This window comes from Streptomyces sp. NPDC005374 (genome assembly GCF_042872225.1).
Taxonomy (GTDB): Bacteria; Actinomycetota; Actinomycetes; order Streptomycetales; family Streptomycetaceae; genus Streptomyces.
In genome coordinates this window covers 94157-120672 of the sequence record NZ_JBIAKA010000014.1, presented here as the reverse complement: position 1 = coordinate 120672, position 26516 = coordinate 94157, and the positions used below count along the sequence as shown (strand labels likewise).

Sequence of the window (26516 nt, the reverse complement as noted above, 5' to 3'; positions counted from 1 at the left end):
CGCTCGACCTTCGGTCGCGCTGCTGAGTCCCAAAACGACCCGTCGGCCGTGCCCTTCCGGCGAGGAAGAACACGGCCGACGGCCCACACACGGCCCAGGGGAGCGGAAACCCGCTCTGACCTGGGGCGATATCACACGTCGAAGTACAGCTCGAACTCGTGCGGGTGCGGACGCAGCTGGAGCGGGGCGATCTCGTTGGTGCGCTTGAAGTCGATCCACGTCTCGATCAGGTCCGGCGTGAAGACGTCGCCCTGGAGGAGGAACTCGTGGTCGGCCTCGAGGGAGTTGAGGACGGCCGGGAGGGAGGTCGGGACCTGCGCCACGTTCGCGTGCTCCTCGGGAGCCAGCTCGTAGAGGTCCTTGTCGATCGGCTCGGCCGGCTCGATCTTGTTCTTGATGCCGTCGAGGCCCGCGAGGAGGAGGGCCGAGAAGGCGAGGTACGGGTTGCCGGAGGAGTCGGGCGCGCGGAACTCGACGCGCTTGGCCTTCGGGTTGGAGCCCGTGATCGGGATACGCATGGCCGCGGAGCGGTTGCGCTGCGAGTACACCAGGTTGATCGGCGCCTCGAAGCCCGGCACCAGTCGGTGGTACGAGTTCACCGTCGGGTTGGTGAAGGCCAGCAGCGACGGGGCGTGCTTGAGGATGCCGCCGATGTAGTAGCGGGCGATGTCCGACAGGCCCGCGTAACCGGCCTCGTCGTAGAAGAGCGGGGAGCCGCCGGTCCACAGGGACTGGTGGACGTGCATGCCCGAGCCGTTGTCACCGAAGATCGGCTTCGGCATGAAGGTCGCGGTCTTGCCGTTGCGCCAGGCCACGTTCTTCACGATGTACTTGAAGAGCTGGAGGTCGTCGGCCGCGGCGAGCAGCGTGTTGAACTTGTAGTTGATCTCGGCCTGGCCGGCGGTGCCCACCTCGTGGTGCTGGCGCTCGACCTGGAGGCCCGACTTGGCCAGCTCCAGGGAGATCTCGGCACGCAGGTCGGCGAAGTGGTCGACCGGCGGGGTCGGGAAGTAACCGCCCTTGTAGCGGACCTTGTAGCCGCGGTTGTTGTCGACCGCACCGGTGTTCCAGGCGCCCGCCTCGGAGTCGATGTGGTAGAAGGACTCGTTCGCGCTGGTGGCGAAGCGCACGCTGTCGAACACGTAGAACTCGGCCTCGGGGCCGAAGTACGCGGTGTCGGCGATGCCGGTGGAGGCGAGGTAGGCCTCGGCCTTCTTCGCCACGTTCCGCGGGTCACGGCTGTACTGCTCGCCGGTGATCGGGTCGTGGATGAAGAAGTTGATGTTCAGCGTCTTGTCACGGCGGAAGGAGTCGACCCGGGCGGTCGACAGGTCCGCGCGCAGCGCCATGTCGGACTCGTGGATGGCCTGGAAGCCGCGGATCGACGAACCGTCGAACGCGAGCTCCTCGTCCGGGTCGAACGCCTCGACGGGCAGCGTGAAGTGCTGCATCACGCCCGGCAGGTCGCAGAAACGGACGTCGACGAACTTGACGTCCTCGTCCGCGATGAACTTCTTGGCCTCGTCGGCGTTCTGGAACATCCAGCTCCTCCTACTCCCGACCGTTCCTGGACCGGGGTGGTAGTTCGTTCGTGCGGCCAGTGCGGTGGCACACGCTGTCCACGACCCTAGGGACGGGTGGTTTCTCGGGCGTGACCCATTTGTTTCGCACAAGTTAACCGGACATCGTCGGCCCCGCCCCACCTGTCCGTATCCCGAAACGCGCGCAGTACCGTGGACGCGTGGACAACAGGGATGCAATCGGATCGTGGCTCTCCGGGCCTCGCGCGGCCGCGGAGGAAGCCGGTGTCGACTTCGGATACCGCGGACAGCAGCTCGGCCTGCCGGAGCAGGGGCCGGGTTCGATCGCCCGACCCGGCCGGCGCCTGGGCGCACTCGCCGTGGACTGGGCGATGGGCGTCCTGATTGCATCCCGCCTGATCACGCAGAGCTACAGCGGCCAGGCGACCTCCAACTGGGCGCTGCTGGTCTTCTTCGTGATGGGCGTCCTCACGGTCGGCACCATCGGTTTCACCCCGGGCAAGCGCCTCTTCGGCCTGCGTGTGGTCGCCCTCGACACCGGCCGGGTCAACCCCCTGCGCGCCCTGCTGCGCACGCTCCTGCTCTGCCTCGCCCTCCCGGCCCTGATCTGGGACCGCGACGGCAGGGGCCTGCACGACCGGCTGGCGAAGACCGTCGAAGTGCGGATCTGACGACATCCGGCGCGTTACGACGATGGGGGCGCCCGGAGTGATCCGGGCGCCCCCATCGTCGTACGGGAAGACTCAGCGGGCCTTGCCGCCGCCCTTCGGAAGCTTCATGCCCTTGGGCATCGGGCCCTTCGGCAACGGCATGTTGCTCATCAGGTCGCCCATCGCCCGCAGCCGGTCGTTGGTGGCGGTCACCTGGGGGCCGGTCAGCACGCGCGGCAGCTTGAGCATCGTGGTGCGGACCTTCTTGAGCTCGACCCTGCCCTCGCCCGTGCCGACGAGGATGTCGTGCACCGGCACGTCCGCCACGATGCGGTTCATCTTCTTCTTCTCGGCGGCCAGCAGGCTCTTGACGCGGTTCGGGTTGCCCTCGGCGACCAGCACGATGCCGGCCTTGCCGACGGCCCGGTGCACCACGTCCTGGCTGCGGTTCATCGCCACCGCGGGGGTTGTCGTCCAGCCCCGGCCGATGTTGTCCAGCACGGCGGCCGCCGCTCCCGGCTGGCCCTCCATCTGCCCGAACGCCGCTCGCTCGGCCCGGCGCCCGAAGATGACCGCCGTCCCGAGGAAGGCGAGCAGGACGCCCAGGATGCCGAGATAGACCGGGTGGCCGATCAGGAAACCGATCGCGAGAAAGACACCGAGGATGAGGATGAAGACGCCCGCGAGAACCAGGCCGATCTTCTTGTCGGCCTTCCGGGTCATCTTGTACGTCAGGGCGATCTGCTTCAGTCGCCCGGGGTTCGCGGCATCCGCCGCACTGTCACTTCTCGCCATGCCCCGAAGTCTACGTGGCCCCGGAGGCGCCGACGACGGCAGTGCCCGCCCTCCTGGGGGGAGGGATCAGGAGCGGGCGCTGTACGTGTCGGTGAGCGTCTTGGTGAGCGTCTGCTCCAGGATGTGCTGCGCCTCGACCCTGTCCTTGGCGCGGCGGCGGTCCTCCAGGACGGACGTCCAGGCGTTGCGGCGGGCGGTGCGCTGACCGCTGCTCAGGAGCAGCGACTCGACGGCACGGAGTGCATCGGTGAACGACGGGATGGCGGTGGCGCGAACCGGCGCGGCCTGCATGATGGAGGTCCCCCCTCGGGATGGCGGCTCTGGTGAGTGGTGCACGGGGTGTACAGACAGGGTCACTGAATGGTGTTACCAGGGCGTGACCGACCGGTCAAACGCCGATGAAGCCTGGATGCGCTGCCCGAAAACACCGACGCGGCCCTGTAGGCCCCCTATCTGCGGGGACGTCCAGAACCGCGCCAATCAACCGCTACCGTGCGGTAGTTGCTTGTGCTGGGATTCACACGTGCAGGGTGGCACTCCGTGCCATCAGACGGCCTGCGAGGCGACGTACGACCCCCGCTTTTCGACGGCCATCTGGTAGAGCCGACCCGCCCGATAGGAGGACCGGACCAGCGGCCCGGACATCACGCCGGAGAAGCCGATCTGGTCGGCCTCGTCCTTCAGCTCCACGAACTCGTGCGGCTTCACCCAGCGCTCCACCGGGTGGTGGCGCACGCTCGGCCGCAGGTACTGCGTGATGGTGACGAGCTCGCAGCCGGCGTCGTGCAGCTGCTTGAGCGCCTCGCTGACCTCCTCGCGGGTCTCGCCCATGCCGAGGATCAGGTTGGACTTGGTCACCAGGCCGAAGTCGCGGGCCTCGGTGATGACCTGCAGGGAGCGCTCGTAGCGGAAACCGGGGCGGATGCGCTTGAAGATCCGGGGCACCGTCTCGACGTTGTGCGCGAAGACCTCGGGGCGGGACTCGAAGACCTGCTGGAGCAGCTCCGGCACCGCGTTGAAGTCGGGGGCGAGCAGCTCGACCTTGGTGCGGCCGGCCTCGCGGCCCGCGGTCTGCTCGTGGATCTGGCGGACCGTCTCGGCGTACAGCCAGGCGCCGCCGTCCTCCAGATCGTCGCGTGCGACGCCGGTGATGGTGGCGTAGTTCAGGTCCATGGTGACCACGGACTCGCCGACGCGCCGGGGCTCGTCGCGGTCCAGTGCCTCGGGCTTGCCGGTGTCGATCTGGCAGAAGTCGCAGCGCCGGGTGCACTGGTCGCCGCCGATGAGGAAGGTCGCCTCGCGGTCCTCCCAGCACTCGTAGATGTTGGGACAGCCGGCTTCCTGGCAGACCGTGTGCAGACCCTCGCTCTTCACGAGCTTCTGCATCGCGGTGTACTCGGGACCCATTTTCGCCCGGGTCTTGATCCACTCGGGCTTGCGCTCGATGGGGGTCTGGCTGTTGCGGACCTCCAGGCGCAGCATCTTGCGTCCGTCGGGGGCGACTGCGGACACGACCGGCTCCCTAGCGTTTGATTCTTCGGCGTTGTTCAGGGTACGCCCGTAGATTTGAAAGTCTGCGGCGGTGTTCAGGCTGCCGGTGTCTTCTCGATCACCCTCGGCTTGAGCTCCGCGTTCTCCAGTACGTCCCTCAGGTGCCGTTCGGCGACGGGCAGCACCTCGTCGATCGTCACGTCCCGGCCGAGCTCGCCGGCCAGGGAGGCGACGCCCGCGTCACGGATGCCGCAGGGGATGATCCGGTCGAACCACTTGTTGTCCGGGTTCACGTTCAGTGAGAAGCCGTGCATCGTCACGCCCTTGGCGACGCGGATGCCGATCGCCGCGATCTTGCGGTCCTCGCGGCGCTGCCCGGCGTTGGAGGGGGCGTACTCCGGACCGTTCATCCGCGGGTCGAACTCGTCGTCCGTGAGCCGGGGATCGAGGTCCAGGGAGAGCCCGCCGATCGCCGGACGCGTCCCGACCGGATCGCCGAGCACCCACACGCCGCTGCGGCCCTCGACCCGGGTGGTCTCCAGGCCGAACTCCGCGCAGGTGCGGATCATGGCCTCCTCCAGGCGTCGTACGTGCGCCACCACGTCCACCGGGCGCGGCAGCTTCTGGATCGGGTAGCCCACCAGCTGGCCCGGGCCGTGCCAGGTGATCTTGCCGCCGCGGTCCACGTCGATCACCGGGGTGCCGTCGAGGGGGCGCTCGCTGTCCGCGGTGCGCCGGCCCGCCGTGTACACGGGAGGGTGTTCGAGCAGCAGGACCGTGTCGGCGACCTCGTCCTCGAACCGCGCCGCGTGCACCCGGCGCTGCTCGTCCCACGCCACCTGGTACTCGACCGCGTCCGCACCGAACCCCATGCGGACGAACCGCAACCCACTCACGGCAAGCGCCTCCCTAGAAGGTCGTAAGGCACGAAAGGTGCCTACGCCACTGTACGTCCGGCCTGCGGGCGTCAGCCCCGGGGGCAATCCTCACACGATCGGATGAACGAACGTCGAAGTGTGCGATCGTCTGCTCACTCTCCGCTACATTCGCGCCGTTCACAGAGGGCAATAAGGGCTGCTCACAGGCAATCCGGGCACCACGTGACCACGTGACGGCCCGAAAGGCAGGAGACCGCACCGCAGATGACGGAACGACCCGCGCAGCGCACACCCAACCGACAGCTCGCCGCGCTCATCGCAGAAGCGGGGTTCTCCAACGCGGGTCTCGCCCGGCGCGTGGACCAGCTCGGACTCGAACACGGGCTGGATCTCAGATACGACAAGACATCGGTGACCCGGTGGCTGCGCGGTCAGCAGCCCCGGGGCACCACGCCCGCCCTCATCGCCGAGGTCTTCACCCGCAGACTCGGGCGCCGGCTCTCCGCGCAGGACATGGGCCTCGACGCCTGCGCCCCCGTCTACGCGGGGCTGGAGTTCGCCGCGGGCCCCGAGGAGGCCGTCGACATCGTCAGCGGGCTGTGGCGCAAGGACTCCGGCAGCCACGTCGAACTGCGCAAGATCGCCTTCACCCCGGCCGGCCTGGTCGTCCCGAGCCGCGACTGGCTGATCGGCCGCCCCGACGACAGGGTCGCCCGCGGGGAGCCCGCGATCCGGGTCCCGGCCCAGGGGCGTCCGGTGGTCCCCCGGCAGCGCGGCCAGGCCGAGCGCGGGCCCGGCCAGAAGGTCACCGGGGGCGACATCGCCGCGCTCGGCTCGGTCGGCGACCTCTTCCGCACCCTCGACGACCAGTACGGCGGCGGGCACGCCCGGCAGGCCCTGGTGCGCTACCTGGAGCACGAGTGCGAGCCGATGCTGCGCGGCACCTACGGCGAGACGACCGGCCGCAGACTCTTCGCCGCGGCGGCGGACCTGACCCGGCTCGCGGGCTGGACGTCGTACGACATCGCCGCGCACGGTCTCGCGCAGCGGTACTTCGTGCAGGCGCTGCGGCTCGCGCAGGCGGCCGGGGACCGGGCGTACGGGGCGTATGTGCTGGTCACGATGAGCAGGCAGGCCGTGTATCTGGGGCACGGCCGGGAGGCGATTCAGCTGGCGCGGGTGGCCCAGCAGGGAGTCGGCACGAACGCGCCGCCGGTCGTGCAGGCGCTGCTGCACTCGGCCGAGGCGCGGGGCCACGGGGTGCTGGGGGAGGTGCGGGCCTGCACGGGGTCGCTGGTCCGCGCCGAACGGGCCCTGGAGGCGGCGCGTCCGGCCGACGAGGTCCCGCACTGGGCGCGGTTCTTCGACGAGGCGCAGCTGGCGGACGAGTTCGGCCACTGCCACCGGGATCTGCAGCAGTTCCGGGCGGCGGCGCAACACGCTGAGCGCTCGCTGCAGTTGAGGGCGCCGGCGTATGCGCGGAGCCGGCTGTTCTGCCGGGTGGTGCTGGCCTCTGCGAGGCTGGGGCTGGGGGAGTTGGACCAGGCCTGTGCGTTGGCGGCGGAGGCGGCGGGGCAGGCGGCGGAGATGCGGTCCGTTCGGGCTGTGGAGTATGTGCGGGACTTCGAACGGCGGTTGGAGCCCTATAAGGATGCGGCGCCGGTTCGGAGTTATCGGGACAAGGTGGCTGCGCTGGGGTGAGGGCCGCCTCGTCGTGACTCCGCACCGTTGTATGCCGACCGCGACTGCGTCGTGGCTTGTCGCGCAGTTCCCCGCGCCCCTGAGGGGCGCGGGTGAACCGTCAGGCTGCCTGAGCTGTTGGGGTCGGGTCTGCTCGGTGCATCGAGCCCGCCGCGCCGAGGTCCGTCAGGATCGCCTGCGAAGCCCTGTGTGCCGAATGCAGCGCCCCCTGGACCGTGCTGGTGTCGCGGTGGTCGCCGCAGACGTACAGGCCGGCCAGCAGGCGTACCGGGCGGCGCAGGTCGTGCGGGGGGCGCATCGCCGGGACCGCCTCGGCGGTGTGATGGACCGCCAACGTCTCCCAGCGGTGCGTCGCGGTGCCGTAGAGGCGGGCCAGGTGGGTGCGCACGGCCGTCTCCAGGTCCGGGGGAGGGGTGCCCAGGACCGTCGAGGAGATCAGGGCCCGGCCCGCGGGGGCCCGGCTCGGGTCGACCTCGCTGATCACCGACGTGTGCGCGACGGGTCCGCCCCGGTCGGCGTCGAGCAGCAGCGCGGAGCCCGTGCGGGGCGGTTCGTCCGTCGTGTGGTGGAGGACCGTCACCGGGTGGAACTCCGGCACCCGCAACCCCGGCAGCAACCCCGCCGCGGCCCGTGCGTCCGTCGCCAACAGCACCGCCCGGCACCGGATCTCTCCGTGTCCGGCCGTGGTCACCGCGGTCGTCGCGACGGACGTGACCCGCACGCCCGTGTGCACGGTCCCCGCGGGCAAGGTCTGCGCGAGCAGCTCCGGAAGCGTCTCGGCGCCCCCCTCCGGCACGCACAACCGGCCGGCCGCGAAGGCCCGCAGCGCGAGGTCCGCGCACCGGCTGGACGTCGTCAGGGCGGGGTCGCAGAGCAGCGCGGCGAGCAGCGGACGCAGGAAGCCGTCGATCGTACGGGCGGGCAGCCCGCGCGCCGCGAGCGCCTGTCCTGCGCGCTGTTCGGGACGGGCCAGGAGCCGTTCCACGGGCGTGTTCGCGAGCCGGCTCAGCGCGGCCCCGAGCCGTGCCTGATCGACCGCGCCACCGAGCGGCGCGACCCCACGGGTGCCCCTGACCACGAGCCCGGCCGCCGAGGCCGGTCCCGGCACCCCGACCGCCCCCCGAGGGGCGCTCGCCAGGGCGCGCACCGCGTGCAGTGCGCCCCTCGCGCTCCCGGCGCCCGCCGGAGCGTCCACGCGGTGGTGACGCCCGTCGCAGTGCAGCAGGACCCCGGGTGCGAAGGGGCGCAGCACGAGCCCATCGAGCCCGGGTGTCAGCCGTAGTTCGGGATACGCGGTGGACAGCAGCTGCCCGATCCGGTCGAGCCGGAAGCCGTCGACCTTCTCGGTCGACATGCGGCCGCCCGCCCACGGGGCGGCCTCCAACACCGCGACGGTCACTCCTGCGCTGGTCAGCCGATGCGCCGCGGAGAGTCCGGCGACCCCGGCTCCCACGATCACGACGTCTGCCTGGTACGCGGGCTCAAGCACGTGCCCCTCCTCGAGGTTGCGCGGCCGGTGGGGGCGTGATGCCCACAACAGGCTCCGGGGATACCCGAGTTCGGGTTGAGGGTAGGGCCGGGAACGGTCAGGAACAGTCGCGCATCAGCAGAGCACGGTCGCACACCGGTCGCATGTCGTCACAGACGGTCGCCGACGTCGTACGGCACCACGCGCGGCCTTCGCCGGCCTGAAGCCGCGCTCGCATGCCGGGCTCTCATGCCGCGCACTTAAGTCGCGCACTCAAGTCGCGCTTTCGTACAGTGCTCTCAAGCCGCCGCCCGGATCGCCGCGTCGATCTCCGGGAACGCGAACGTGAACCCCGACTCCAGCAGCCGCGTCGGCCGTACCCGCGCGCTGCCCAGCACGTCCCCGGCCATCTCGCCGAGCACGGTCCGCAGTACCGGCGCGGGTACGGTGAAGAGCGTCGGCCGGTGCAGGACACGGCCCATCGCCTCGGTGATCTCACGGTTCGTCAGGGGCTGCGGCGCGGTGAGGTTGAACGGCCCGGACAGCCCGTCGGTCTCCAGGAGATGGCGGATCGCGGCCACCTCGTCGTGCAGCGCGATGAACGACCAGTACTGCCGGCCGTCGCCCATCCGTCCGCCGAGCCCCGCTTGGAACAGCGGGAACAGCCTGCCCCAGGCCCCGCCCCCGCGGCCCACCACCAGGCCGGTGCGGGTGAACACGGTCCGTACACCGGCCTGTTGGGCGGGCGCCGCCGCCGCCTCCCACTCCACGCACAGTTCGGGCAGGAAGCCCTCCCCGGCGGGCGAGTCCTCGTCCACGATCCGGTCGCCCGTCTCGCCGTAGTACCCCATCGCGCTGCCGTTCACGAAGACCCGCGGCGGCTCGTCCAGCGAGGCGACGGCCTTCGCGAGGGCGCTCGTGCCGTTCACCCGGCTGTCGTGGATCCGGGTCTTGTACGCCTCGGTCCAGCGTCGTGAACCGACACCCGCGCCGGCGAGGTTGACCACGGCGTCGCACCCGGCGAGCCCCGCCGTGTCCACCCGCCCCGCCTCGGCGTCCCACCGCACCTCGTCCTCGCCCCGGGGCTCCCGGCGCACCAGCCGCACCACCTCGTGCCCGTCCGCGGTCAGGGACCGCACCAGGGCCGAGCCGATCAGACCGGACGCCCCGGCCACCGCGATTCTTGAAAGTTGCATGATTTCATCCTGCCTGGTGGGTGCGTAAAAGCGATGTCTGGCTCCGGTACCTCCGTCATAGGGTGGCGCTCATGTCCCAGCTGTCCATACGCCTCGCCCTGCCCGACGACGACGAGGAACTGGCCCGCCTCGACCAGGCCGAATGGTCGCCCCTGCACTCGGTCCAGCCCCGACCGAAGCCGCCCTACCGGCCGTTCTTCGACGAACGCCACCTCCCCGGCGACTGCATGGTCGCCGAGGCCGACCGCCGCATCCTGGGATACGTCCGCCTCGGCCTGCCGACCGGGCTCGACGCCAACGCCCATGTGCGCCAGATCCAGGGCTTCGCCGTCAGCTCCGCCGCCCGCGGCCGTGGCGTCGGCCGGGCCCTGATCCGCGCGATCACGGAGGAGGCCCGCCGTCGCGGCGCCCGACGCCTCACCCTGCGGGTCCTCGGCCACAACGCGCCCGCCCGCGCGCTCTACGAGTCCGAGGGCTTCGCGGTCGAGGGAATCCTGCCCGAGGAGTTCCTGCTGGCGGGGGAGTACGTCGACGACGTGTTCATGGGGCGCCGTCTCTGACCACCTGGTCGGCCGCGGCGGTCGTACGGCGTCTGCGCACCACCAGGCAGAGCGCGAGCCCCGCCACGAGCAGCGAGATCAGGAAGAACACGGGCACAGGAGCCTCCGGGGTGCCATGCGGGACCGTGGCCCCATCATCCGGGAGGCGACCGCGCTAGGACGTGACCAGTTCGCCCGTGTCCACCGCTGACGTGGCGTCCGCCGCGCGCTCGGCGTCGGTGGCGACCTCGTCGGCCGTCAGGACGTAGCCCGTCTCGTCGTCGGAGGTCGAGCGGGCGAACACCACGCCGAACACCTTGCCGGACGTGGTCAGCAGCGGGCCGCCCGAGTTGCCGGGGCGGACGGTCGAGCGGATCGCGTAGATCTCCCGGGTGACCAGGGAATTGCTGTAGATGTTCTGCCCGTTCGCCTTCACCCGGTTGGCCACCGTGGCCGCCTGGAGGTTCAGGTCGCCGTCCTGCGGATAGCCCGCGACCACCGCGGAGTCGCCCCGCGAGGCGGTGTTGTCGAAGCGCAGGACCGGCGCCCGCAGATCCGGGACGTACAGCACGGCCACGTCCTTGTCCGGGTCGAACATCACCACCCGTGCCTCGTACGGCTGCCCGACCCCGCCGATCCGCACGCTCGGCCGGTCGATGCCGGCCACCACGTGGGCGTTGGTCATCACGTGCCGCGGCGCGTACACGAACCCGCTGCCCTCGCGGCCCTGGGTGCCCGAGGAGCCCTCGATCTTGACGGTGCTGAGCTTGGCGGCGTTCGTGGCGGCGGCCGTGACGCTGTCGCCGGTCGGCTTGGCGACCTCGGCCGTCGACTCGTTCTCGAACGGGTTGAAGACCTGCGGGAAGCCCGCCTCGGTGAGCGCGGAGGTGGCCCGGGAGAACCAGGAGGGAGTGGTGTCCGGCATGGAATCCTGGACGGCACCGAGCAGGGCGGAGTCCCGGATGGCCGTGGTGACCAGCGGGGACGAGGACGCGCCCAGGACACTCGCGGCGACCCACGCCACGAGCAGCACCGCCACCGAGTTGGCGGCGGCCCCGCCCACTCCGTCGGCCACCCGCAGCGGCCCCTGGTCCAGCTCCCGGCGCAGCCTGAGCGCCAGCCGGCCCGCCAGCTCGTGACCCACCGCGGCCGGGACCAGCACGGTCAGCACCGCGGTCACCGTCGCCGCCGTGCTCCCCGGCGTCACCAGGTCCATCATCCACGGCAGCACCCACACGCCCACGACCGCGCCGCCCACGAAGCCGGCGAGCGAGACGCAGCCGGCCACGAGGCCGCGCCGGTAGCCGGAGGCCGCGTAGGCGGTGATCACCAGCAACAGCAGGATGTCGAGCAGGTCCACGTGGCCGCCTTTCTCTCAGATCCTTTAGTACGCGGGCGAAGGGCTCAGTGATCAGTCACGGGCGCGCGTGACGCGCGGAACCGGCCAAGTGTGCGTGCACCTGGGGAAACGTCCCGGACCAGGACGATGGTTCCACCGGGTGGCACAGCACACATCGCGGACGGAGGGGATCCGGCCGAGAGTGGGACCATGCGTGTCCGAAGACCGCGGGGGATGCGAAGACGCCGGGCGACCCGAATACGCCACGCGGCGCGAATACGTCACGCGGTCCGCATAAGGCTCACGCGACGACACCGCTCCGCGCCCCCTGCAGAACCCACGCCCCCTCCCGGCCCGCCGGCCTCCGCCGAGCGCCCGGCTTCGGTTCGCACCGAGCTCCCGACGTGTGCCGAGCAGGCGGCTTGCGCCGAGCTGCCGGTTTCGGCTTGCGCCGGGTCTTCGGCGTGTGATGAGCACGCGGCTTGTGCCGGGCGGCCGGTTTCGGCCTGCGCCGAGCTCCCGGCTTCCGCGAGCCCCGCCCACCCCGCGAGCCCCGCCCGACCCGCGGTCTCCCACCGGCCCGCCGTCTTCCGCAGACTCGCTGCTCGGTGGCCGTGGCCGTGGCCGTGGCCGTGGCCGGGGCCGGGACCGGGGTTCCGGGTGTCTCGTCGGGTTCTCCTGTTGTTCGCCTGCGTGCCCGCGCTCACCGCCGCTCTCGTTCTGCTGTGCGCCGACGGCGTCGAGCGGGCGGCCCCCGCACGGCCCGCGGGGACGGTCGCGGGGGCCCGGCACGGGCTCGTCGCGCACACCGCGGCCAGGCCGCACATCGTGCCGAGGTCGGTGTGGGCGGACGGCACGGGCGAGGCGAACACCGTCGCCCGCACTCCGCCGGTCCCGCACTACGACGACAAGGTGCTCGCGGTCTTCGTGCACCACACGGACTCGCCCAACGACTACGACTGTTCCGACGCGCCCCGCATCATTCGCTACCTCGCCGCAGGCCAGACCGGCGCCCGGGACTGGGACGACATCGGCTACAACTTCCTCGTCGACCGCTGCGGCACCATCTACGAGGGCCGTGCCGGCGGCGTGGACCGTCCTGTCACCGGCGCCCACACCCTGGGCTTCAACCACCGCACGGCGGGCATCGCCGCCCTCGGCACCTTCACGGCCGGTGCCCCTGTCCCGCGGGCGATGACCGACGCGATCGCCGCCCTGATCGCCTGGAAACTCGGCCTGACCGGAACGGACCCCCGCGCCACCGTCCGACTGACCTCCAGCAACAGCCTCAGCCGGTACGCCGCCGGTACCACCGCCGAGCTGCCCGCCCTCGCAGGCCACAACGACGGTTACATGACGAGCTGCCCGGGCGCCGCCCTCAGGGCCCGGTTGCCGGAGATCAGGGAACGGGCCGCCCGGCTCCAGGGCAGGACATGACGCACCGAGCAGACCCGAGCCGCGCACCGGTCCGCCGGGCCCCCTCACCTGCGCCCGAGATAGACCCGCAGCGCCCGCTGCAGCACCCGGCCCTGGATGCCCACCGGACGTTCCCACTCCCCGAAGTACTCCACGACCCGGCCGCCCGCCCCCGTCTTGAAGCTGAGCCGGCCCAGCAGGCGGTCCCCGGTGAGGGAGGGGGTGACGGACCGCAGGTCGTAGGTCTCGGCGCCCGCCGCCCGCGCGTCGCACAGCATGCGCCACAACAGCGCGCTGCTGGGCCGTACTTCCCGTCCCCGACGGCCGGACGCGGCGTAGGAGTGCCAGACCCGGGAGCCGACGTTGATCATCAGCGCGGCGGACAGCACCTCGCCGTCGTACTCGGCGAGATAGAGCCGCAGCCGGTCGGAGTCCTCGGCGTTCAGCGCCTCCCACATGCGCCGGAAGTACTCCGGAGGCCGGGCCCGGAAGCCGTCGCGGGCAGCGGTCGCGGCGTACAGGCGGTAGAAGTCGGGCAGGTCGGCGGCGGTGCCCCAGGAGACGCGGACGCCCGCCGACTCGGCCGTGCGCAGGGACTGCTCGAAGTGGGGTGCGAGAGCCTCCCGCAAGTCGTCCACAGAGCGGCCCGTGAGCGGTATGTGACAGCCGTAACGGGGCTGGCCGGGACCGAGGCCGCTGTCCTCGTTCTCCGCGCACCGCCGCCAGCCGAGCCGCCGCAGCCGTTCCCCGGCGTCCAGCGCGAAGCCGTCGACACCGGCCGTCGGCAGTTCGCGCAGGTGACGGACGCCGGGGTCGGCGATGCCCGCCGTCACGGTGTCGGCGTCCCAGTGGCGGACGACGACCGGCGGCCCGATCCGGACCGAGAACGCCCCGCGCTTCTCCAGATGGGCGATCAGAGGGTCCAGCAGGCGTTCCGGACGCGGGTCGCGCCAGTCGATCGCGGGTCCGTCGGGGAGGTAGGCGAGACAGCGCCGGGTGCCCGGCAGCGGCCGGTACAGCACGAGTGCCGTCGCGACCAGTGCCTCGGCGTCGAACCAGCCGACGCTCTCCGCCAGCCAGTCGGGCTTCACGTCGGCCCACTCGGGGATCTGGAGATGGCTCGCTTCGGGATGCAGCCGCAGGTGGGCGAGATGGTCCTCGCGCGTGATCTCGCGCACGTACGGGCTGGTCATGGGCGGGGTGCTCCTGTTCGGGGCGGCCACGGTAAGCCGGGAGTCACGGCGGTGGTCAAGAGCCCGAGGTCTCACAGGTTCCTCGCAGGCGACTCAGGGTTCACGCCGAAACAGCCGCCCTATCGTCATGCACACGCACTGACTGGAGGTGGGGAAGAAATGAACAGCAGTCACGAGACCACGGAGAAGACCGGCAGTTGGACCGGGAGCGCCCGCGGCCCCTGGGCGGTCGTCTGCGCCGTGGCGGCCGTGCTCCTGGGCCCGGCGGCCGTCACCGCGAACGCGCTCGACCAGGCCAACGCGGCCCCGATGCACCACGCGGTGAAGGTCGAGCAGGCGCAGGCGTACATCCCCGCGGACACGACCCGGCGCCGGGCGACGGCGGGAGCCTGAGCACCGGAATCCGGGGCGGCCCGGCCGGGGTTCAGGCCCTGAACCGCTCCCACAGCTTGGGATACCGCTCCGCCAGCACCTGGTCGTTCTCCAGGTCCACGGGCGTGCCGAGCGGCTCGGGGGCCGCGGGCGGGATACCGAGGTCGGGAGCGACGGTCCCGGTGAGCTGTTCGTACGCCTCGTCGGCCGCGTAGCCCAGTTCCTCGCCGTCGCCGTCGATCTCCTCGTCGAAGTCGTCCAGGAACCCGGCGAGCGAGTCGGGGTCGTGCACGGCACCCTCGTACACCTCGCGCCCCTGGCCGATCAGCCAGCAGCGGAAGAAGTCGAAGGCGTCGTCGCTCGCCCCGTCCAGCAGGATCCAGGCGGCGCCCCAGAGATCCCAGGTGTACGCGCGGTTGTAGCGGGCCTCGAAGTGACGGGCGAAGTCGAGGACCATCTCGGGGTCCAGGGTCAGAAGCCGGTCCACGAGCAGGTCGGCCTGCTCCTCGGGGTCGCCCTCGGCGGCCTCGCGGGTGCCGTCCACCAGCTCCCAGAACTCCGTCTCGTCCATCACGGGTCCAGCATCGGTCCTGAAGGGGTGGGGCGCACGTGGAGTGCGGCGGATTGTTATGTCCCGAACAGAGACCTTCACGTCCCGTACAGCCCCGCCAGGCGTACGGCGTCACTCGCGAACCGTGCCCGCAGGCTCTCAGGCGCCAGCACCTCGGCCTCCGGCCCCAGCGAGGCGAGCTGCGAGTGGGCCACCTCCTCGGACTCCACCGGGAGGGTCACCGTCACCCACCCGTCGTCGTCCGGCGCCCCGGCGGCGGCCGCCAGTGCCTCCCGGGCCGTGCCGGGACCGACGGCGTGGGGCAGCCGGCGCGCCCCGTCCGCGGACAGCCGTACGACGACCTCGGCGCGCAGGATCGACCGCGCGAACTGCTGCGCCCGCTCCTCCCAGAAGCCGGGCAGGTCGAACTCCTCGTCCCGCCCGAACCGCTCCCCGCCCGCGGTCACCGCGGTGAACCGGTCGATCCGGTACACCCGGAAGTCGCCGTCCCCCGGGATCCGCGCGCACAGGTACCAGACCCCGGCCTTGAGCACGAGCCCGTACGGCTCCAGCTCCCGCTCCACCTCGGCCGCCCGGCTCCGGTAGCGCGCGGTGACCCGCCGGTCGTCCCACACCGCGTCCGCGACGGCGGGCAGCAGCTCAGGCGACTTGGGCTCGGCGAACCAGTTGGGCGCGTCGAGATGGAACCGCTGGGCGGCCGTACGGGAGGCGTCGCCGAGGGAGGGCAGGAGGGCGGCGGACACCTTCAGCCGGGCGGCGGAGGCGGCGTCCTCCAGGCCCATCTCGCGCAGTGCCCCCGGCACACCGGAGAGGAACAGCGCCTCGGCCTCGCCGCGGGCCAGCCCGGTCAGCCGGGTCCGGTACCCGCCGATCAGCCGGTACCCGCCGGCCCGCCCCCGGTCGGCGTACACCGGGACACCCGCCTCCGACAACGCCTGCGCGTCCCGTGTCACGGTCCGCTCCGACACCTCCAGCTCCCGCGCGAGCTCTGCGGCGGTCATGGAGGACCGGGACTGGAGAAGGAGCACCATCTTGATGAGCCGGGCAGCACGCATGCCGCCATGATGCCGGTGGTGCGTCGTCGGGTGCGGGTCCGATGTGGCTGGTCGCGCAGTTCCCCGCGCCCCCAAAAAGACAGGTCCGCCGTAGCCGGCCTGCTTTCATGACGTTCCCCGCGCCCCTGAAAGCAACAGGCCCGCCGTAGCCGGCCTGCTTTTAAGGGGCGCGGGGAACTGCGCGACCAGCCCCCACGCACCCGCGGCCGAATTACAACCCGTACCGCTCCCGCGCTTCCTTCACAGCCGTCGCCTTGACCTCGCCGCGCCGCGCCAGCTGGGCCAGCGCCGCCACGACCACGGACTCGGCGTCGACGCCGAAGTGCCGCCGCGCGCCCTCACGGGTGTCCGACAGACCGAAGCCGTCCGCACCGAGCGAGGACCAGTCCTGCTCGACCCACTGCGCGATCTGGTCGGGAACCTGGCGCATGTAGTCGGAGACCGCGAGGACGGGTCCCTCCGCGCCGTTCAGCGCCTGCCGGACATACGGCACCCGCTCCTCGCCGCGCAGCAGGGCCGCGTCGGCGTCCAGGGCGTCGCGGCGGAGTTCCGTCCAGGAGGTGGCGGACCAGACGTCGGCCGCGACACCCCACTCCTCGGCGAGCAGCCGCTGCGCCTCGAGGACCCAGTGGATCGCCGTACCGGAGCCGAGGAGCTGGATGCGCGGGGCGTTGGCCGCGGCCACGCTGATGCCCGCCGACTCGGCCGTGTTGAAGCGGTACAGGCCCTTGACGATGCCCTCGTCGATGCCGGGCGCGGACGGCTTGGCCGGCTGCGGGATCGGCTCGTTGTAGACCGTCAGGTAGTAGAAGACGTTCTGGTCCTCGCCCGGGGCGGCCTCGCCGTACATGCGGCGCAGACCGTCCTTGACGATCGTGGCGACCTCGTACGCGAACGCCGGGTCGTACGACAGCGCCGCCGGGTTCGTCGCCGCGATCACCGGCGAGTGACCGTCCGCGTGCTGCAGGCCCTCGCCCGTCAGCGTCGTACGGCCCGCCGTGGCGCCGACCAGGAAGCCGCGGCCCAGCTGGTCGCCGAGCTGCCACATCTGGTCGGCCGTGCGCTGCCAGCCGAACATCGAGTAGAAGATGTAGAACGGGATCATCGTCTCGCCGTGCGTGGAGTACGCGGTGGACGCGGCGATGAAGTCGGCCATCGAACCGGCCTCGGTGATCCCCTCGTTGAGGATCTGGCCGTTCTTGGCCTCCTTGTAGTACATCAGCTGGTCGCGGTCGACCGGCTCGTACGTCTGGCCCTTGGGGGAGTAGATGCCCAGGGACGGGAAGAGGCTCTCCATACCGAAGGTGCGCGCCTCGTCGGGGACGATCGGCACCCAGCGCTTGCCGGTCTCCTTGTCGCGGACCAGGTCCTTGACGAGGCGGACGAAGGCCATGGTGGTGGCGACGTTCTGCGTGCCCGAGCCCTTGTCGAAGGAGGTGAAGGCCTTCTCCGCCGGGGCGGGCAGCGGGGCGAGCGGGTGCGTACGGCGGGCCGGGGCCGGGCCGCCGAGGGCCGCGCGGCGCTCCTGGAGGTAGCGGACCTCGGGGGAGTCGGCGCCCGGGTGGCCGTAGGGCACCACACCGTCGACGAAGTCGCTGTCCTTGATGGGGAGTTCGAGCAGGTCACGCATCGTCTTGAACTCGTCCACCGAGAGCTTCTTCATCTGGTGGTTGGCGTTCTTCGACGCGAAGCCCTCGCCGAGGGTGTGACCCTTGACGGTCTGGGCCAGGATCACGGTCGGCGCGCCCTTGAACTCGACGGCTGCCTTGTAGGCGGCGTACACCTTGCGGGCCTCGTGGCCACCGCGGGAGAGGTGGAAACACTCCAGGATCTTGTCGTCGGTCAGCAGCTTCGCCATCTCGACGAGCGCCGGGTCCTTGCCGAAGAAGTCCTGGCGGATGTAGGCGGCGTCGCGCGTCTGGTACGTCTGCACCTGCGCGTCGGGTACCTCGCGCAGCCGCCGTACGAGCGCGCCCGTGGTGTCGAGCTGGAACAGCTCGTCCCAGGCGTTGCCCCACAGCGACTTGACGACGTTCCAGCCGGCGCCGCGGAACTGGGCCTCCAGCTCCTGCACGATCTTGAAGTTCGCGCGGACCGGGCCGTCGAGGCGCTGCAGGTTGCAGTTGATGACGAAGGTCAGGTTGTCGAGACCCTCGCGGGAGGCGAGCGCGAGAGCCGCCGTCGACTCGGGCTCGTCCATCTCGCCGTCACCGAGGAACGCCCACACGTGGGACGCAGAGACGTCCTTGATGTCGCGGTTGGTGAGGTAGCGGTTGAAGCGCGCCTGGTAGATCGCGGAGAGCGGGCCGAGGCCCATCGACACCGTCGGGAACTCCCACAGCCAGGGCAGGCGGCGGGGGTGCGGGTACGACGGGAGGCCGTCGCCGCCCGACTCGCGGCGGAAGTGGTCGAGCTGCTGCTCGTTCAGCCGGCCGTCGAGGAAGGCGCGGGCGTAGATGCCGGGGGAGGCGTGGCCCTGGATGTAGAGCTGGTCGCCGGACCCGTCGGCCTCCTTGCCCTTGAAGAAGTGGTTGAACCCGGTCTCGTAGAGCCAGGCCGCGGAGGCGAAGGTGGCGATGTGGCCGCCGACGCCGTACTTGGAGCCGCGGGTGACCATCGCGGCCGCGTTCCAGCGGTTCCACGCGGTGATGCGGGCCTCCATCTGCGGGTCACCGGGCAGGCCCGGCTCCGCGGAGGTGGGGATGGTGTTGACGTAGTCCGTCTCGAGGAGCTTCGGCAGCGCGATGCCGTTGCCCTCCGCCCTCTCCAGCGTGCGGCGCATCAGGTACGCGGCACGGTGCGGGCCGGCCGCCTTGGCGACCGCGTCCAGGGAGGCCTGCCATTCGGCGGTCTCCTCGGGGTCCCGGTCGGGGAGCTGGTCGAGCTCGCTCGGCTGGATGGCGTTGGGGTCGGTCATGTCGCCGCCTTCCTCAGTCGAAGGGGGGTTGCCCTTGGTCTTTGGCAGGACAGGGCAGTGGGGCTCCGGTAGAAGCCCGTCGGCGACTCTAACTCCCTGATCGATGATCGATCAAAGGGTTGAGGGTAAAACTTCTCGATAACGAGAAAGTCGGCACGGGGTGCCTTCGGCGATGGCACCGGGTGACTGTCGGAACCCGGGTTTTTGCAGGTCGGGGGCCGTTTGAGCGAGGGGATGCTCGGGTGTTCGGCTTGTTCGGCGACCTCTCAAAGGCGCCGGTCCCGTCTTCTCCGCCGCGACGGTGCTCAGTCGCGACGGCGCTGTCCGGCGGTGCCGGACCTCCTTCGCCCGCGGCCGTCAAGGCCTCGGCGCGCACCCCAGCACATGGGCCTTCACGATGTCGGCGATCCGCGGGTCCCGGCGCTTGAACGCGGCCACCAGCTCCTCGTGTTCCTCCGCGTACGACTGCTGGACCGTGCCCAGCCAGCGGATCGACAGGGCGGTGAACACCTCGATGCCCAGGCCCTCCCAGGTGTGCAGCAGCACCGAGTTGCCGGCCGCGCGCACCAGTTCCCGGTGGAAACCCACCGTGTGCCGCACCTGCCCGGTGCCGTCCGCCTCCCGGTCGGCCTCGTACAGGGCGGCGACATGCGGTTCCAGCGCCGAGCAGTCCTCCGCCAGCCCGGCGGCCGCCAGTTCCGCGGCGATCGCCTCCAGACCGGCCCGGACCGGGTAACTCTCCTCCAGGTCCGCCGCCGTCAGGTTCCGCACCCGTACGCCCTTGTTCGGCGCGGACTCGATCAGCCGCAGCGACTCCAGCTCGCGCAGCGCCTCGCGCACCGGCGTCTGGCTGACCTCCAGCTCGGTCGCGATACGGCGCTCCACGATCCGCTCGCCCGGCTGCCAGCGCCCGCTGACGATCCCCTCCACGATGTGCTCGCGGATCTGTTCGCGCAGCGAGTGGACGACGGGCGCGGTCATGAGAGCTCCTTAAGGGCGTTTGACGTTTAGACAATAAGGCCGGGCAGCCGTTCCTGAGGGGCGCGCGGGGGCGCTCCCCCGCAGGTGAGACGAGGCTTACACGCTCCCAGCCGCACGGCTTCTGTCAAGTCACGGAACCTTCCGTCCTCCAGGAGTGTCGGGTTCGGCAGGGGTTCCCACACGGGGCACCCCTTCGCACCACAGGGGGACGGTATGGGCATCGGGGGACGGCGGGGGATGGCGGTCGTGGCCGTGATCGGAGCGCTCGTCGGCGTGGCGGGCTGCGGACAGTCGGCCGCACAGGCGACCGCGGAGACCACGCCGAGCAGCACGGAAGCGATCACGGGGATGGCGGGCGCGGCCCCGAGCAGGGGCGCCGCCTGCGTGTTCATCAAGCCCGACGGGGCACAGAAGTTCGGCCACGTCGGCTGGGGCTTCAAGGTCCCGGGCACCGGCCGCTGGGTCTACGGCGCCGTCGAGAACCCCAGCGCGAAGCTGTACACCCCGCCGGGCGGCGACATCGGAGCCTGGCACGCGGAGGGGTCGTACGACCGCATGCTCAGCGAGATGTCCACGGACGCGCACTATCCCGGGAGGTCGGAACACCCGTACAGCCGCTACCGCTGCACGAAGTCGTCCGCCCACGCCGTGAACCGTGCCCGGGCCATGATCCGTACGGTCGAGGCGCGCGGCTTCCTCGTCGGCGTCGACCCGAGGACCGGCAGGCTCACCTCCCGGGACTGCCTCGACGCCACCTACGACGTGCTGAAGGCGTACCGCACGCAGCACCTCACGCGCGCGCCGAAGCTCTCGATCCCGAACGTGTGGGTGGAGGAGCTGTGGGGCTGGTCGGACAAGCCGCTGACACCCCGGTGAGACGACGGTGCCCCCGTCCGGGAATCCGGACGGGGGCACCGCGACGCACAGCGGGCGGCCTACAGACCGAGCTCGACCTCGAACTCGCCGGCCTCCAGGATCGCCTTGACCGCGGTCAGGTAACGGGCCGCGTCGGCGCCGTCCACCAGACGGTGGTCGTAGGAGAGGGTCAGGTAGGTCATGTCGCGGATGCCGATGACCGTGCCCTCCTCGGTCTCGATGACCGCCGGGCGCTTGACCGTGGCACCGATACCGAGGATCGCGACCTGGCCCGGCGGCACGATGATCGTGTCGAAGAGCGCACCGCGCGAACCGGTGTTGGAGATGGTGAAGGTCGCGCCGGACAGCTCGTCCGGGGTGATCTTGTTCGCCCGGACCTTGCCCGCGAGCTCGGCGGTGGCCTTGGCGATACCGGCGATGTTGAGGTCGCCCGCGTGCTTGATGACCGGGGTCATCAGGCCCTTCTCGGAGTCCACCGCGATACCGATGCTCTCGGTGTCGAAGTAGGTGATCGTGCCCTCGTCCACGTTGATCCGGGCGTTGACGGGCGCGTGCGCCTTCAGTGCCTGGGCCGCGGCCTTCACGAAGAACGGCATCGGGGAGAGCTTGACGCCCTCACGGGCCGCGAAGGAGTCCTTCGCCCGGGCACGCAGCTTCATCAGACGCGTGACGTCGACCTCGACGACCGACGACAGCTGCGCCTGCTCGTGCAGCGCCTTGACCATGTTGTCGCCGATGACCTTGCGGATGCGCGGCATCTTGACGGTCTGGCCACGGAGCGGGGAGGCCTCCAGGCTCGGCGCCTTCTTGGCGGCGGCGGCCGGGGCGGCGGCCGGAGCCGGAGCCGGAGCGGCGGCCTTCGCGGCCTCGGCGGCGGCCATGACGTCCTGCTTGCGGATACGACCGCCGACGCCGGAGCCCTTGACGGAGCCGAGGTCGACGCCGTGCTCGGCGGCGAGCTTGCGCACCAGCGGGGTCACGTAGGCGCCGTCGTCACCGGAGGTCGCGGCGGGCGCCGCGGCCGGGGTGACCGGGGCGGGAGCGACCGGCGCGGGCGCCGGTGCGGCCGGAGCCGGGGCAGCGGCCTGGACCGGAGCCGGGGCGGGCGCGGGGGCCGGAGCGGGTGCCGGAGCCGGGGCCGCGGGGGCGGGTGCCGGTGCGGCAGCCGGGGCCGGTGCGGCGGGGGCCGGGGCAGCGGCCGGAGCCGCACCCGGGGCGCCGATGACGGCGAGCTTCGCGCCGACCTCGGCGGTCTCGTCCTCGCCGACCACGATCTCCAGCAGGACACCGGCGACCGGCGCCGGGATCTCGGTGTCGACCTTGTCCGTGGAGACCTCGAGCAGGGGCTCGTCCTCCGCGACCTCCTCGCCGACCTCCTTCAGCCAGCGGGTGACGGTGCCCTCGGTGACGGACTCGCCCAGCGCGGGCAGGACGACGTCCGTGCCCTCGGCGGAGCCGCCGCCGGACGCGGCCTCGGCGGTGGGAGCGGGCGCCGGAGCGGCCTGCTCGGTGGACGGCGCGGCCGCGGCCGGCTCGGGAGCGGGCTCGGCGACCGGCTCAGCGGCCGGCGCCGGGGCAGCGGCGGGAGCACCGGTGCCGTCGTCGATGACGGCCAGCTCGGCGCCGACCTCGACCGTCTCGTCCTCGGCGACCTTGATGGACGCCAGGACACCGGCTGCGGGGGAGGGGATCTCGGTGTCGACCTTGTCGGTCGACACCTCGAGCAGCGGCTCGTCGGCCTCTACGCGCTCACCCTCGGCCTTCAGCCAGCGGGTGACAGTGCCCTCGGTGACGCTCTCGCCGAGCGCCGGAAGGGTTACGGAAACCGCCATGGTTTCGGTTGCTCCTTACGAATTGCGGAAGTCTGGGTTCGAAGCGCAGTCGCTTCGTCGACCGAGGGATCAGTCGTGCGAGTGCAGGGGCTTGCCCGCGAGGGCCAGGTGGGCCTCGCCGAGCGCCTCGCTCTGCGTCGGGTGGGCGTGGATGAGCTGCGCGACCTCGGCGGGCAGCGCCTCCCAGTTGTAGATCAGCTGGGCTTCGCCGACCTGCTCGCCCATACGGTCGCCGACCATGTGGACGCCGACCACGGCACCGTCCTTGACCTGGACGAGCTTGATCTCGCCCGAGGTGTTCAGGATCTTGCTCTTGCCGTTGCCCGCGAGGTTGTACTTCAGAGCGACGACCTTGTCCGCGCCGTAGATCTCCTTGGCCTTGGCCTCGGTGATACCCACGGAGGCGACTTCCGGGTGGCAGTACGTCACCCGCGGAACGCCGTCGTAGTCGATCGGAACGGTCTTCAGACCGGCCAGACGCTCCGCCACCAGGATGCCCTCGGCGAAGCCGACGTGCGCGAGCTGGAGCGTGGGGACCAGGTCACCGACCGCGGAGATGGTCGGGACGTTGGTGCGCATGTACTCGTCGACCAGGACGTAACCGCGGTCCATCGCGACGCCCTGCTCCTCGTAACCGAGACCGGCGGAGACCGGGCCGCGGCCCACGGCGACCAGCAGGAGCTCGGCCTCGAACTCCTTGCCGTCGGCGAGGGTGACCTTGACACCGTCCTGGGTGTACTCGGCCTTCGAGAAGAAGGTGCCCAGGTTGAACTTGATGCCGCGCTTGCGGAACGCGCGCTCAAGAAGCTTGGAGGAGTTCTCGTCCTCGAGAGGGGCGAGGTGCTTCAGCCCCTCGATGATCGTGATGTCCGTACCGAAGGACTTCCACGCGGAGGCGAACTCGACGCCGATGACACCGCCGCCGAGGACGATCGCCGACTTCGGCACGCGGTCCAGGACGAGGGCGTGGTCCGAGGAGATGATCCGGTTGCCGTCGATCTCCAGGCCCGGCAGCGACTTCGGCACGGAGCCGGTCGCCAGCAGGACGTGACGGCCCTCGACGCGGCGGCCGTTCACATCGACGGAGGTCGGGGAGGAGAGCCGCCCCTCGCCCTCGATGTACGTCACCTTCCGGGAGGCGACGAGTCCCTGGAGGCCCTTGTACAGACCGGCGATCACGCCGTCCTTGTACTTGTGGACCCCGGCGATGTCGATGCCCTCGAAGGTGGTCTTCACACCGAACTGCTCGCTCTCGCGGGCCTGGTCGGCGATCTCACCCGCGTGCAGCAGGGCCTTGGTGGGGATGCACCCTCGGTGCAGGCAGGTACCGCCGACCTTGTCCTTCTCGATCAGGGCGACGTCAAGCCCCAGCTGCGCCCCGCGCAGGGCCGCGGCGTAACCGCCACTACCACCGCCGAGGATCACTAGGTCGAAAACGGTGCTGGCGTCGTTCGCCACGTCACGTCCTCCATGCATGTGCGCCGTACGCCGGTCTCCAGTGACCGCGCGGCGGCTGGTGTCCGGCCGCTCTTTCTCGGCCCTGTGGTGGGGGCCCTGTCCTGCCGAGCCCCATCTTCGCACTTGTCGGCACTGAACGAGACGCCGGGCCGGGGTGTGAGACACCACACGCTCACATGTGAAAGCAAGACTTTCGATCAGCGCAGCGGCGACCCACCCGGGCGCACGGCCGCCCGCCGCGTCCACAGGCGGGCACGCCAGCTAGGGCCGCGACGACCCACCCAGGGGCGCGGGGCTGTATCGATACGCGGGCTCCGCCGCGCGGGCGCGACCGCCCACCTCGTTCACCGGCGAACAAGGGCCGCCGTAACCCACTCAGGGGCGCGGGGAACTGCGCGACAAGCCACAACCGGCCCGCAGCCGCCCACGCCCCTCGGGGACCGAGCTAATAGGCGAACGTCACCCCAGGTCACCCGCGCCGACGAGCTCCGCCAGCCGCACCAGCGTGCGCACGGCGGACCCCGTCCCACCCTTCGGCGTGTACCCGAACGGCCCGCCGTCGTTGAACGCGGGCCCCGCGATGTCGAGGTGCGCCCAGGTGATCCCCTCGCCGACGAACTCCCGCAGGAAGAGCCCGGCGACAAGGCCGCCACCCATCCGCTCACCCATGTTCGCGATGTCGGCGGTGGGAGAGTCCATCCCCTTGCGCAGGTGCTCCGGCAGCGGCATCGGCCACGCCGGCTCCCCGACCTCCTCCGCGGCTTCGTGCACCGCCGTACGGAACGCGTCGTCGTTGGACATGATCCCGAACGTCCGGCTGCCCAGCGCCAGCATCATCGCGCCGGTCAGCGTCGCCACGTCCACGATCGCGTCCGGCTTCTCCGCCGACGCGGCCCACAGGGCGTCCGCCAGCACGAGACGGCCCTCGGCGTCGGTGTTGAGCACCTCGACCGTCTTGCCGCTGTACATCCGCAGCACGTCACCGGGCCGCGTGGCGGATCCCGACGGCATGTTCTCGGCCAGCGCCAGCCACCCGGTCACGTTGACCTCGAGGCCCAGACGCGCGGCGGAGACGACGGCCGCGAACACCGCCGCCGCCCCGCTCATGTCGCACTTCATCGTCTCGTTGTGGCCCGCCGGCTTCAGCGAGATGCCGCCCGAGTCGTACGTGATCCCCTTGCCGACCAGCGCGAGGTGCTTCTGCGCCTTGGACGAGGTGTACGACAGCTTCACCAGCCGCGGCCCCGACGCCGAACCCGCGCCGACGCCGAGGATGCCGCCGTAGCCGCCCTTCTCCAGGGCCTTCACGTCGAGCACCTGCACCTTGAGGCCGTGCTCCTTGCCCGCGGCCTGCACGATCGAGGCGAAGACCTCGGGGTTCAGGTCGTTGGGCGGCATGTTGATCAGGTCGCGCGCGCGGTTGAGCTCCTCCGCGACGGCGGTGGCCCGGGCGAGCGCCGCCTTGTACGCGGCGTCCCGCGGCTTGCCGCCCAGCAGCGCGGCCTCGGCGAGCGGGCCCTTGCCGTTCCTGGCCTTGGCACCGCTCGCGTTGTTCTCCTTGTAGGTGTCGAAGGAGTACGCCCCGAGCAGCACGCCCTCGGCGACCGCGCCGACATCGCCGGCATCGCCCAGCGGCAGCACGAACGCGGCCTTCTTCGCGCCGGTCAGGGCGCGGGCGGCGACGCCGGCGGCCTTGCGCAGCGTCTCCGGGGCGAAGGAGGAGTCCTTCTCGGGCTCCGCGCCCAGGCCCACCGCCACCACGAGCGGGGCCTTGAGGCCGGCGGGCGCCGGCAGCTTCGTCACCTCGCCCTCGGCGCCCGAGGCACCGAGGGTTTCCAGGACGCCGGCGAGGCGGCCGTCGTAGGCCTTGTCCACGGCCTCGGCGCCCGGGGCGGGGACCGGGCCCTTCGCGCCCTTGGCGACACCGATCACGATCGCGTCGGCCCGCAGGCCGGCCGCCGCGGCGGTGCTGAGAGTGAGAGCAGTCACGGTGGTGAATTCTCGCTTCCGATGTGAAGTTGCTGTGGTCGAACGGGTGGGTCGACCGGGCCCGACAGCCGACCCTAGTTCTCGTCCGAAAATCGTCGGAGCGCGGGTCCCGATCGGGGCCTTCACCCCTGTCGGCGACCACCCGGGACGAGCCTACGCTCGGGACGGCGGCCGATCGTTCCTGCGGTCCGGCTCCCCGCCCCAGGTGAGGTGGGTCACACTCGCCTGATTCCGGCGAGCGTACCGCTCACCGCCCGC

Annotated in this window: 22 protein-coding genes; 6 read left to right on the top strand and 16 right to left on the bottom strand. The window is 71.3% G+C overall.

What is annotated here, in order from left to right; translation table 11 throughout:
• Positions 1-131 precede the first annotated feature (131 nt).
• Entirely contained in the window at positions 132-1541 is a 1410-nt protein-coding gene (gene glnA / locus ACFYRX_RS32040) for a type I glutamate--ammonia ligase (protein WP_389107222.1), read from the bottom strand.
• A 200-nt stretch (positions 1542-1741) separates the two neighbouring features.
• Here glnA and ACFYRX_RS32035 point away from each other — a divergent pair, with 200 nt between their 5' ends.
• A complete protein-coding gene (locus ACFYRX_RS32035) occupies positions 1742-2212 on the top strand; it encodes an RDD family protein (protein ID WP_389107219.1) in 471 nt (156 codons plus the stop codon).
• A 72-nt stretch (positions 2213-2284) separates the two neighbouring features.
• Here the strand turns inward: ACFYRX_RS32035 and ACFYRX_RS32030 are convergent, their stop codons facing one another.
• From ACFYRX_RS32030 to lipB, 4 genes are all read right to left on the bottom strand, one after another.
• Positions 2285-2986, bottom strand: a complete 702-nt coding sequence (locus tag ACFYRX_RS32030) for a DUF4191 domain-containing protein (protein ID WP_389107216.1) — start codon at positions 2984-2986, stop codon at positions 2285-2287.
• Between the two features lie 66 nt (positions 2987-3052).
• A complete protein-coding gene (locus tag ACFYRX_RS32025; RefSeq protein WP_389107215.1) occupies positions 3053-3277 on the bottom strand; it encodes a hypothetical protein in 225 nt (74 codons plus the stop codon).
• A gap of 255 nt (positions 3278-3532) precedes the next feature.
• Entirely contained in the window at positions 3533-4498 is a 966-nt protein-coding gene (gene lipA, locus ACFYRX_RS32020; protein ID WP_389107212.1) for a lipoyl synthase, read from the bottom strand.
• 74 nt (positions 4499-4572) lie between these two features.
• On the bottom strand, positions 4573-5373 hold the full coding sequence (gene lipB / locus ACFYRX_RS32015; RefSeq protein ID WP_389107210.1) for a lipoyl(octanoyl) transferase LipB: 801 nt from the start codon (positions 5371-5373) through the stop codon (positions 4573-4575).
• A 246-nt stretch (positions 5374-5619) separates the two neighbouring features.
• Between lipB and ACFYRX_RS32010 the strand changes: the two genes are divergently transcribed.
• Entirely contained in the window at positions 5620-7056 is a 1437-nt protein-coding gene (locus ACFYRX_RS32010) for a regulator (protein ID WP_389107207.1), read from the top strand.
• Between the two features lie 100 nt (positions 7057-7156).
• Here the strand turns inward: ACFYRX_RS32010 and ACFYRX_RS32005 are convergent, their stop codons facing one another.
• Together ACFYRX_RS32005 and ACFYRX_RS32000 are read right to left on the bottom strand one after the other, a co-directional pair.
• A complete protein-coding gene (locus ACFYRX_RS32005; RefSeq protein WP_389107205.1) occupies positions 7157-8545 on the bottom strand; it encodes an NAD(P)/FAD-dependent oxidoreductase in 1389 nt (462 codons plus the stop codon).
• 278 nt (positions 8546-8823) lie between these two features.
• On the bottom strand, positions 8824-9720 hold the full coding sequence (locus ACFYRX_RS32000; RefSeq protein ID WP_389107203.1) for a TIGR01777 family oxidoreductase: 897 nt from the start codon (positions 9718-9720) through the stop codon (positions 8824-8826).
• Positions 9721-9791: 71 nt separating this feature from the next.
• Between ACFYRX_RS32000 and ACFYRX_RS31995 the strand changes: the two genes are divergently transcribed.
• Positions 9792-10280, top strand: a complete 489-nt coding sequence (locus tag ACFYRX_RS31995) for a GNAT family N-acetyltransferase (protein ID WP_389107200.1) — start codon at positions 9792-9794, stop codon at positions 10278-10280.
• Positions 10281-10434: 154 nt separating this feature from the next.
• On the opposite strand, the gene ACFYRX_RS31990 is transcribed toward ACFYRX_RS31995, so the two are convergent.
• On the bottom strand, positions 10435-11619 hold the full coding sequence (locus ACFYRX_RS31990) for a MarP family serine protease (RefSeq protein ID WP_389107197.1): 1185 nt from the start codon (positions 11617-11619) through the stop codon (positions 10435-10437).
• A gap of 672 nt (positions 11620-12291) precedes the next feature.
• Here ACFYRX_RS31990 and ACFYRX_RS31985 point away from each other — a divergent pair.
• On the top strand, positions 12292-13035 hold the full coding sequence (locus ACFYRX_RS31985) for a peptidoglycan recognition protein (RefSeq protein ID WP_389107194.1): 744 nt from the start codon (positions 12292-12294) through the stop codon (positions 13033-13035).
• Between the two features lie 44 nt (positions 13036-13079).
• On the opposite strand, the gene ACFYRX_RS31980 is transcribed toward ACFYRX_RS31985, so the two are convergent.
• Positions 13080-14207: a lipid II:glycine glycyltransferase FemX gene (locus ACFYRX_RS31980; protein ID WP_389107191.1), complete on the bottom strand. Its 1128-nt coding sequence runs from the start codon at positions 14205-14207 to the stop codon at positions 13080-13082.
• 159 nt (positions 14208-14366) lie between these two features.
• Between ACFYRX_RS31980 and ACFYRX_RS31975 the strand changes: the two genes are divergently transcribed.
• Entirely contained in the window at positions 14367-14600 is a 234-nt protein-coding gene (locus tag ACFYRX_RS31975) for a hypothetical protein (protein WP_389107188.1), read from the top strand.
• Positions 14601-14631: 31 nt separating this feature from the next.
• Here the strand turns inward: ACFYRX_RS31975 and ACFYRX_RS31970 are convergent, their stop codons facing one another.
• The 4 genes from ACFYRX_RS31970 to ACFYRX_RS31955 all read right to left on the bottom strand — a co-directional run bounded on the left by ACFYRX_RS31970 (position 14632) and on the right by ACFYRX_RS31955 (position 20103).
• The gene (locus ACFYRX_RS31970; protein WP_389107532.1) at positions 14632-15150 is read right to left on the bottom strand and encodes a DUF4240 domain-containing protein; all 519 of its coding nucleotides are present in this window, start codon (positions 15148-15150) and stop codon (positions 14632-14634) included.
• A gap of 77 nt (positions 15151-15227) precedes the next feature.
• Positions 15228-16205: a helix-turn-helix transcriptional regulator gene (locus ACFYRX_RS31965; RefSeq protein ID WP_389107185.1), complete on the bottom strand. Its 978-nt coding sequence runs from the start codon at positions 16203-16205 to the stop codon at positions 15228-15230.
• A gap of 211 nt (positions 16206-16416) precedes the next feature.
• Entirely contained in the window at positions 16417-19122 is a 2706-nt protein-coding gene (aceE, locus tag ACFYRX_RS31960) for a pyruvate dehydrogenase (acetyl-transferring), homodimeric type (RefSeq protein ID WP_389107182.1), read from the bottom strand.
• 357 nt (positions 19123-19479) lie between these two features.
• Complete coding sequence (locus tag ACFYRX_RS31955; RefSeq protein ID WP_389107179.1) at positions 19480-20103, bottom strand: GntR family transcriptional regulator; 624 nt, start codon at positions 20101-20103, stop codon at positions 19480-19482.
• Positions 20104-20340: 237 nt separating this feature from the next.
• Here ACFYRX_RS31955 and ACFYRX_RS31950 point away from each other — a divergent pair, with 237 nt between their 5' ends.
• Positions 20341-20979: a hypothetical protein gene (locus ACFYRX_RS31950; RefSeq protein WP_389107529.1), complete on the top strand. Its 639-nt coding sequence runs from the start codon at positions 20341-20343 to the stop codon at positions 20977-20979.
• Positions 20980-21038: 59 nt separating this feature from the next.
• Here ACFYRX_RS31950 and sucB read toward each other — a convergent pair whose 3' ends face one another.
• From sucB to ACFYRX_RS31935, 3 genes are all read right to left on the bottom strand, one after another.
• Positions 21039-22811: a 2-oxoglutarate dehydrogenase, E2 component, dihydrolipoamide succinyltransferase gene (gene sucB, locus ACFYRX_RS31945; protein WP_389107178.1), complete on the bottom strand. Its 1773-nt coding sequence runs from the start codon at positions 22809-22811 to the stop codon at positions 21039-21041.
• A gap of 69 nt (positions 22812-22880) precedes the next feature.
• Positions 22881-24269 (bottom strand): dihydrolipoyl dehydrogenase, encoded by a 1389-nt coding sequence (gene lpdA / locus ACFYRX_RS31940; RefSeq protein ID WP_389107175.1) that lies wholly within the window; start codon positions 24267-24269, stop codon positions 22881-22883.
• Positions 24270-24728: 459 nt separating this feature from the next.
• Positions 24729-26258, bottom strand: a complete 1530-nt coding sequence (locus ACFYRX_RS31935) for a leucyl aminopeptidase (protein WP_389107172.1) — start codon at positions 26256-26258, stop codon at positions 24729-24731.
• Positions 26259-26516: the final 258 nt, after the last annotated feature.

Excerpts from the sequence above, each read along its gene's own strand:
- ACFYRX_RS31965 (WP_389107185.1), bottom strand. The coding sequence starts at position 16,205 with ATGCGTGCTGCCCGGCTCATCAAGATGGTGCTCCTTCTCCAGTCCCGG.
- aceE (WP_389107182.1), bottom strand. The coding sequence starts at position 19,122 with ATGACCGACCCCAACGCCATCCAGCCGAGCGAGCTCGACCAGCTCCCC.
- ACFYRX_RS32010 (WP_389107207.1), top strand. The coding sequence starts at position 5,620 with ATGACGGAACGACCCGCGCAGCGCACACCCAACCGACAGCTCGCCGCG.
- ACFYRX_RS32000 (WP_389107203.1), bottom strand. The coding sequence starts at position 9,720 with ATGCAACTTTCAAGAATCGCGGTGGCCGGGGCGTCCGGTCTGATCGGC.
- ACFYRX_RS32030 (WP_389107216.1), bottom strand. The coding sequence starts at position 2,986 with ATGGCGAGAAGTGACAGTGCGGCGGATGCCGCGAACCCCGGGCGACTG.
- ACFYRX_RS31970 (WP_389107532.1), bottom strand. The coding sequence starts at position 15,150 with ATGGACGAGACGGAGTTCTGGGAGCTGGTGGACGGCACCCGCGAGGCC.
- sucB (WP_389107178.1), bottom strand. The coding sequence starts at position 22,811 with ATGGCGGTTTCCGTAACCCTTCCGGCGCTCGGCGAGAGCGTCACCGAG.
- ACFYRX_RS31950 (WP_389107529.1), top strand. The coding sequence starts at position 20,341 with ATGGCGGTCGTGGCCGTGATCGGAGCGCTCGTCGGCGTGGCGGGCTGC.
- ACFYRX_RS32025 (WP_389107215.1), bottom strand. The coding sequence starts at position 3,277 with ATGCAGGCCGCGCCGGTTCGCGCCACCGCCATCCCGTCGTTCACCGAT.
- glnA (WP_389107222.1), bottom strand. The coding sequence starts at position 1,541 with ATGTTCCAGAACGCCGACGAGGCCAAGAAGTTCATCGCGGACGAGGAC.
- ACFYRX_RS31975 (WP_389107188.1), top strand. The coding sequence starts at position 14,367 with ATGAACAGCAGTCACGAGACCACGGAGAAGACCGGCAGTTGGACCGGG.
- ACFYRX_RS31980 (WP_389107191.1), bottom strand. The coding sequence starts at position 14,207 with ATGACCAGCCCGTACGTGCGCGAGATCACGCGCGAGGACCATCTCGCC.
- ACFYRX_RS31995 (WP_389107200.1), top strand. The coding sequence starts at position 9,792 with ATGTCCCAGCTGTCCATACGCCTCGCCCTGCCCGACGACGACGAGGAA.
- ACFYRX_RS31955 (WP_389107179.1), bottom strand. The coding sequence starts at position 20,103 with ATGACCGCGCCCGTCGTCCACTCGCTGCGCGAACAGATCCGCGAGCAC.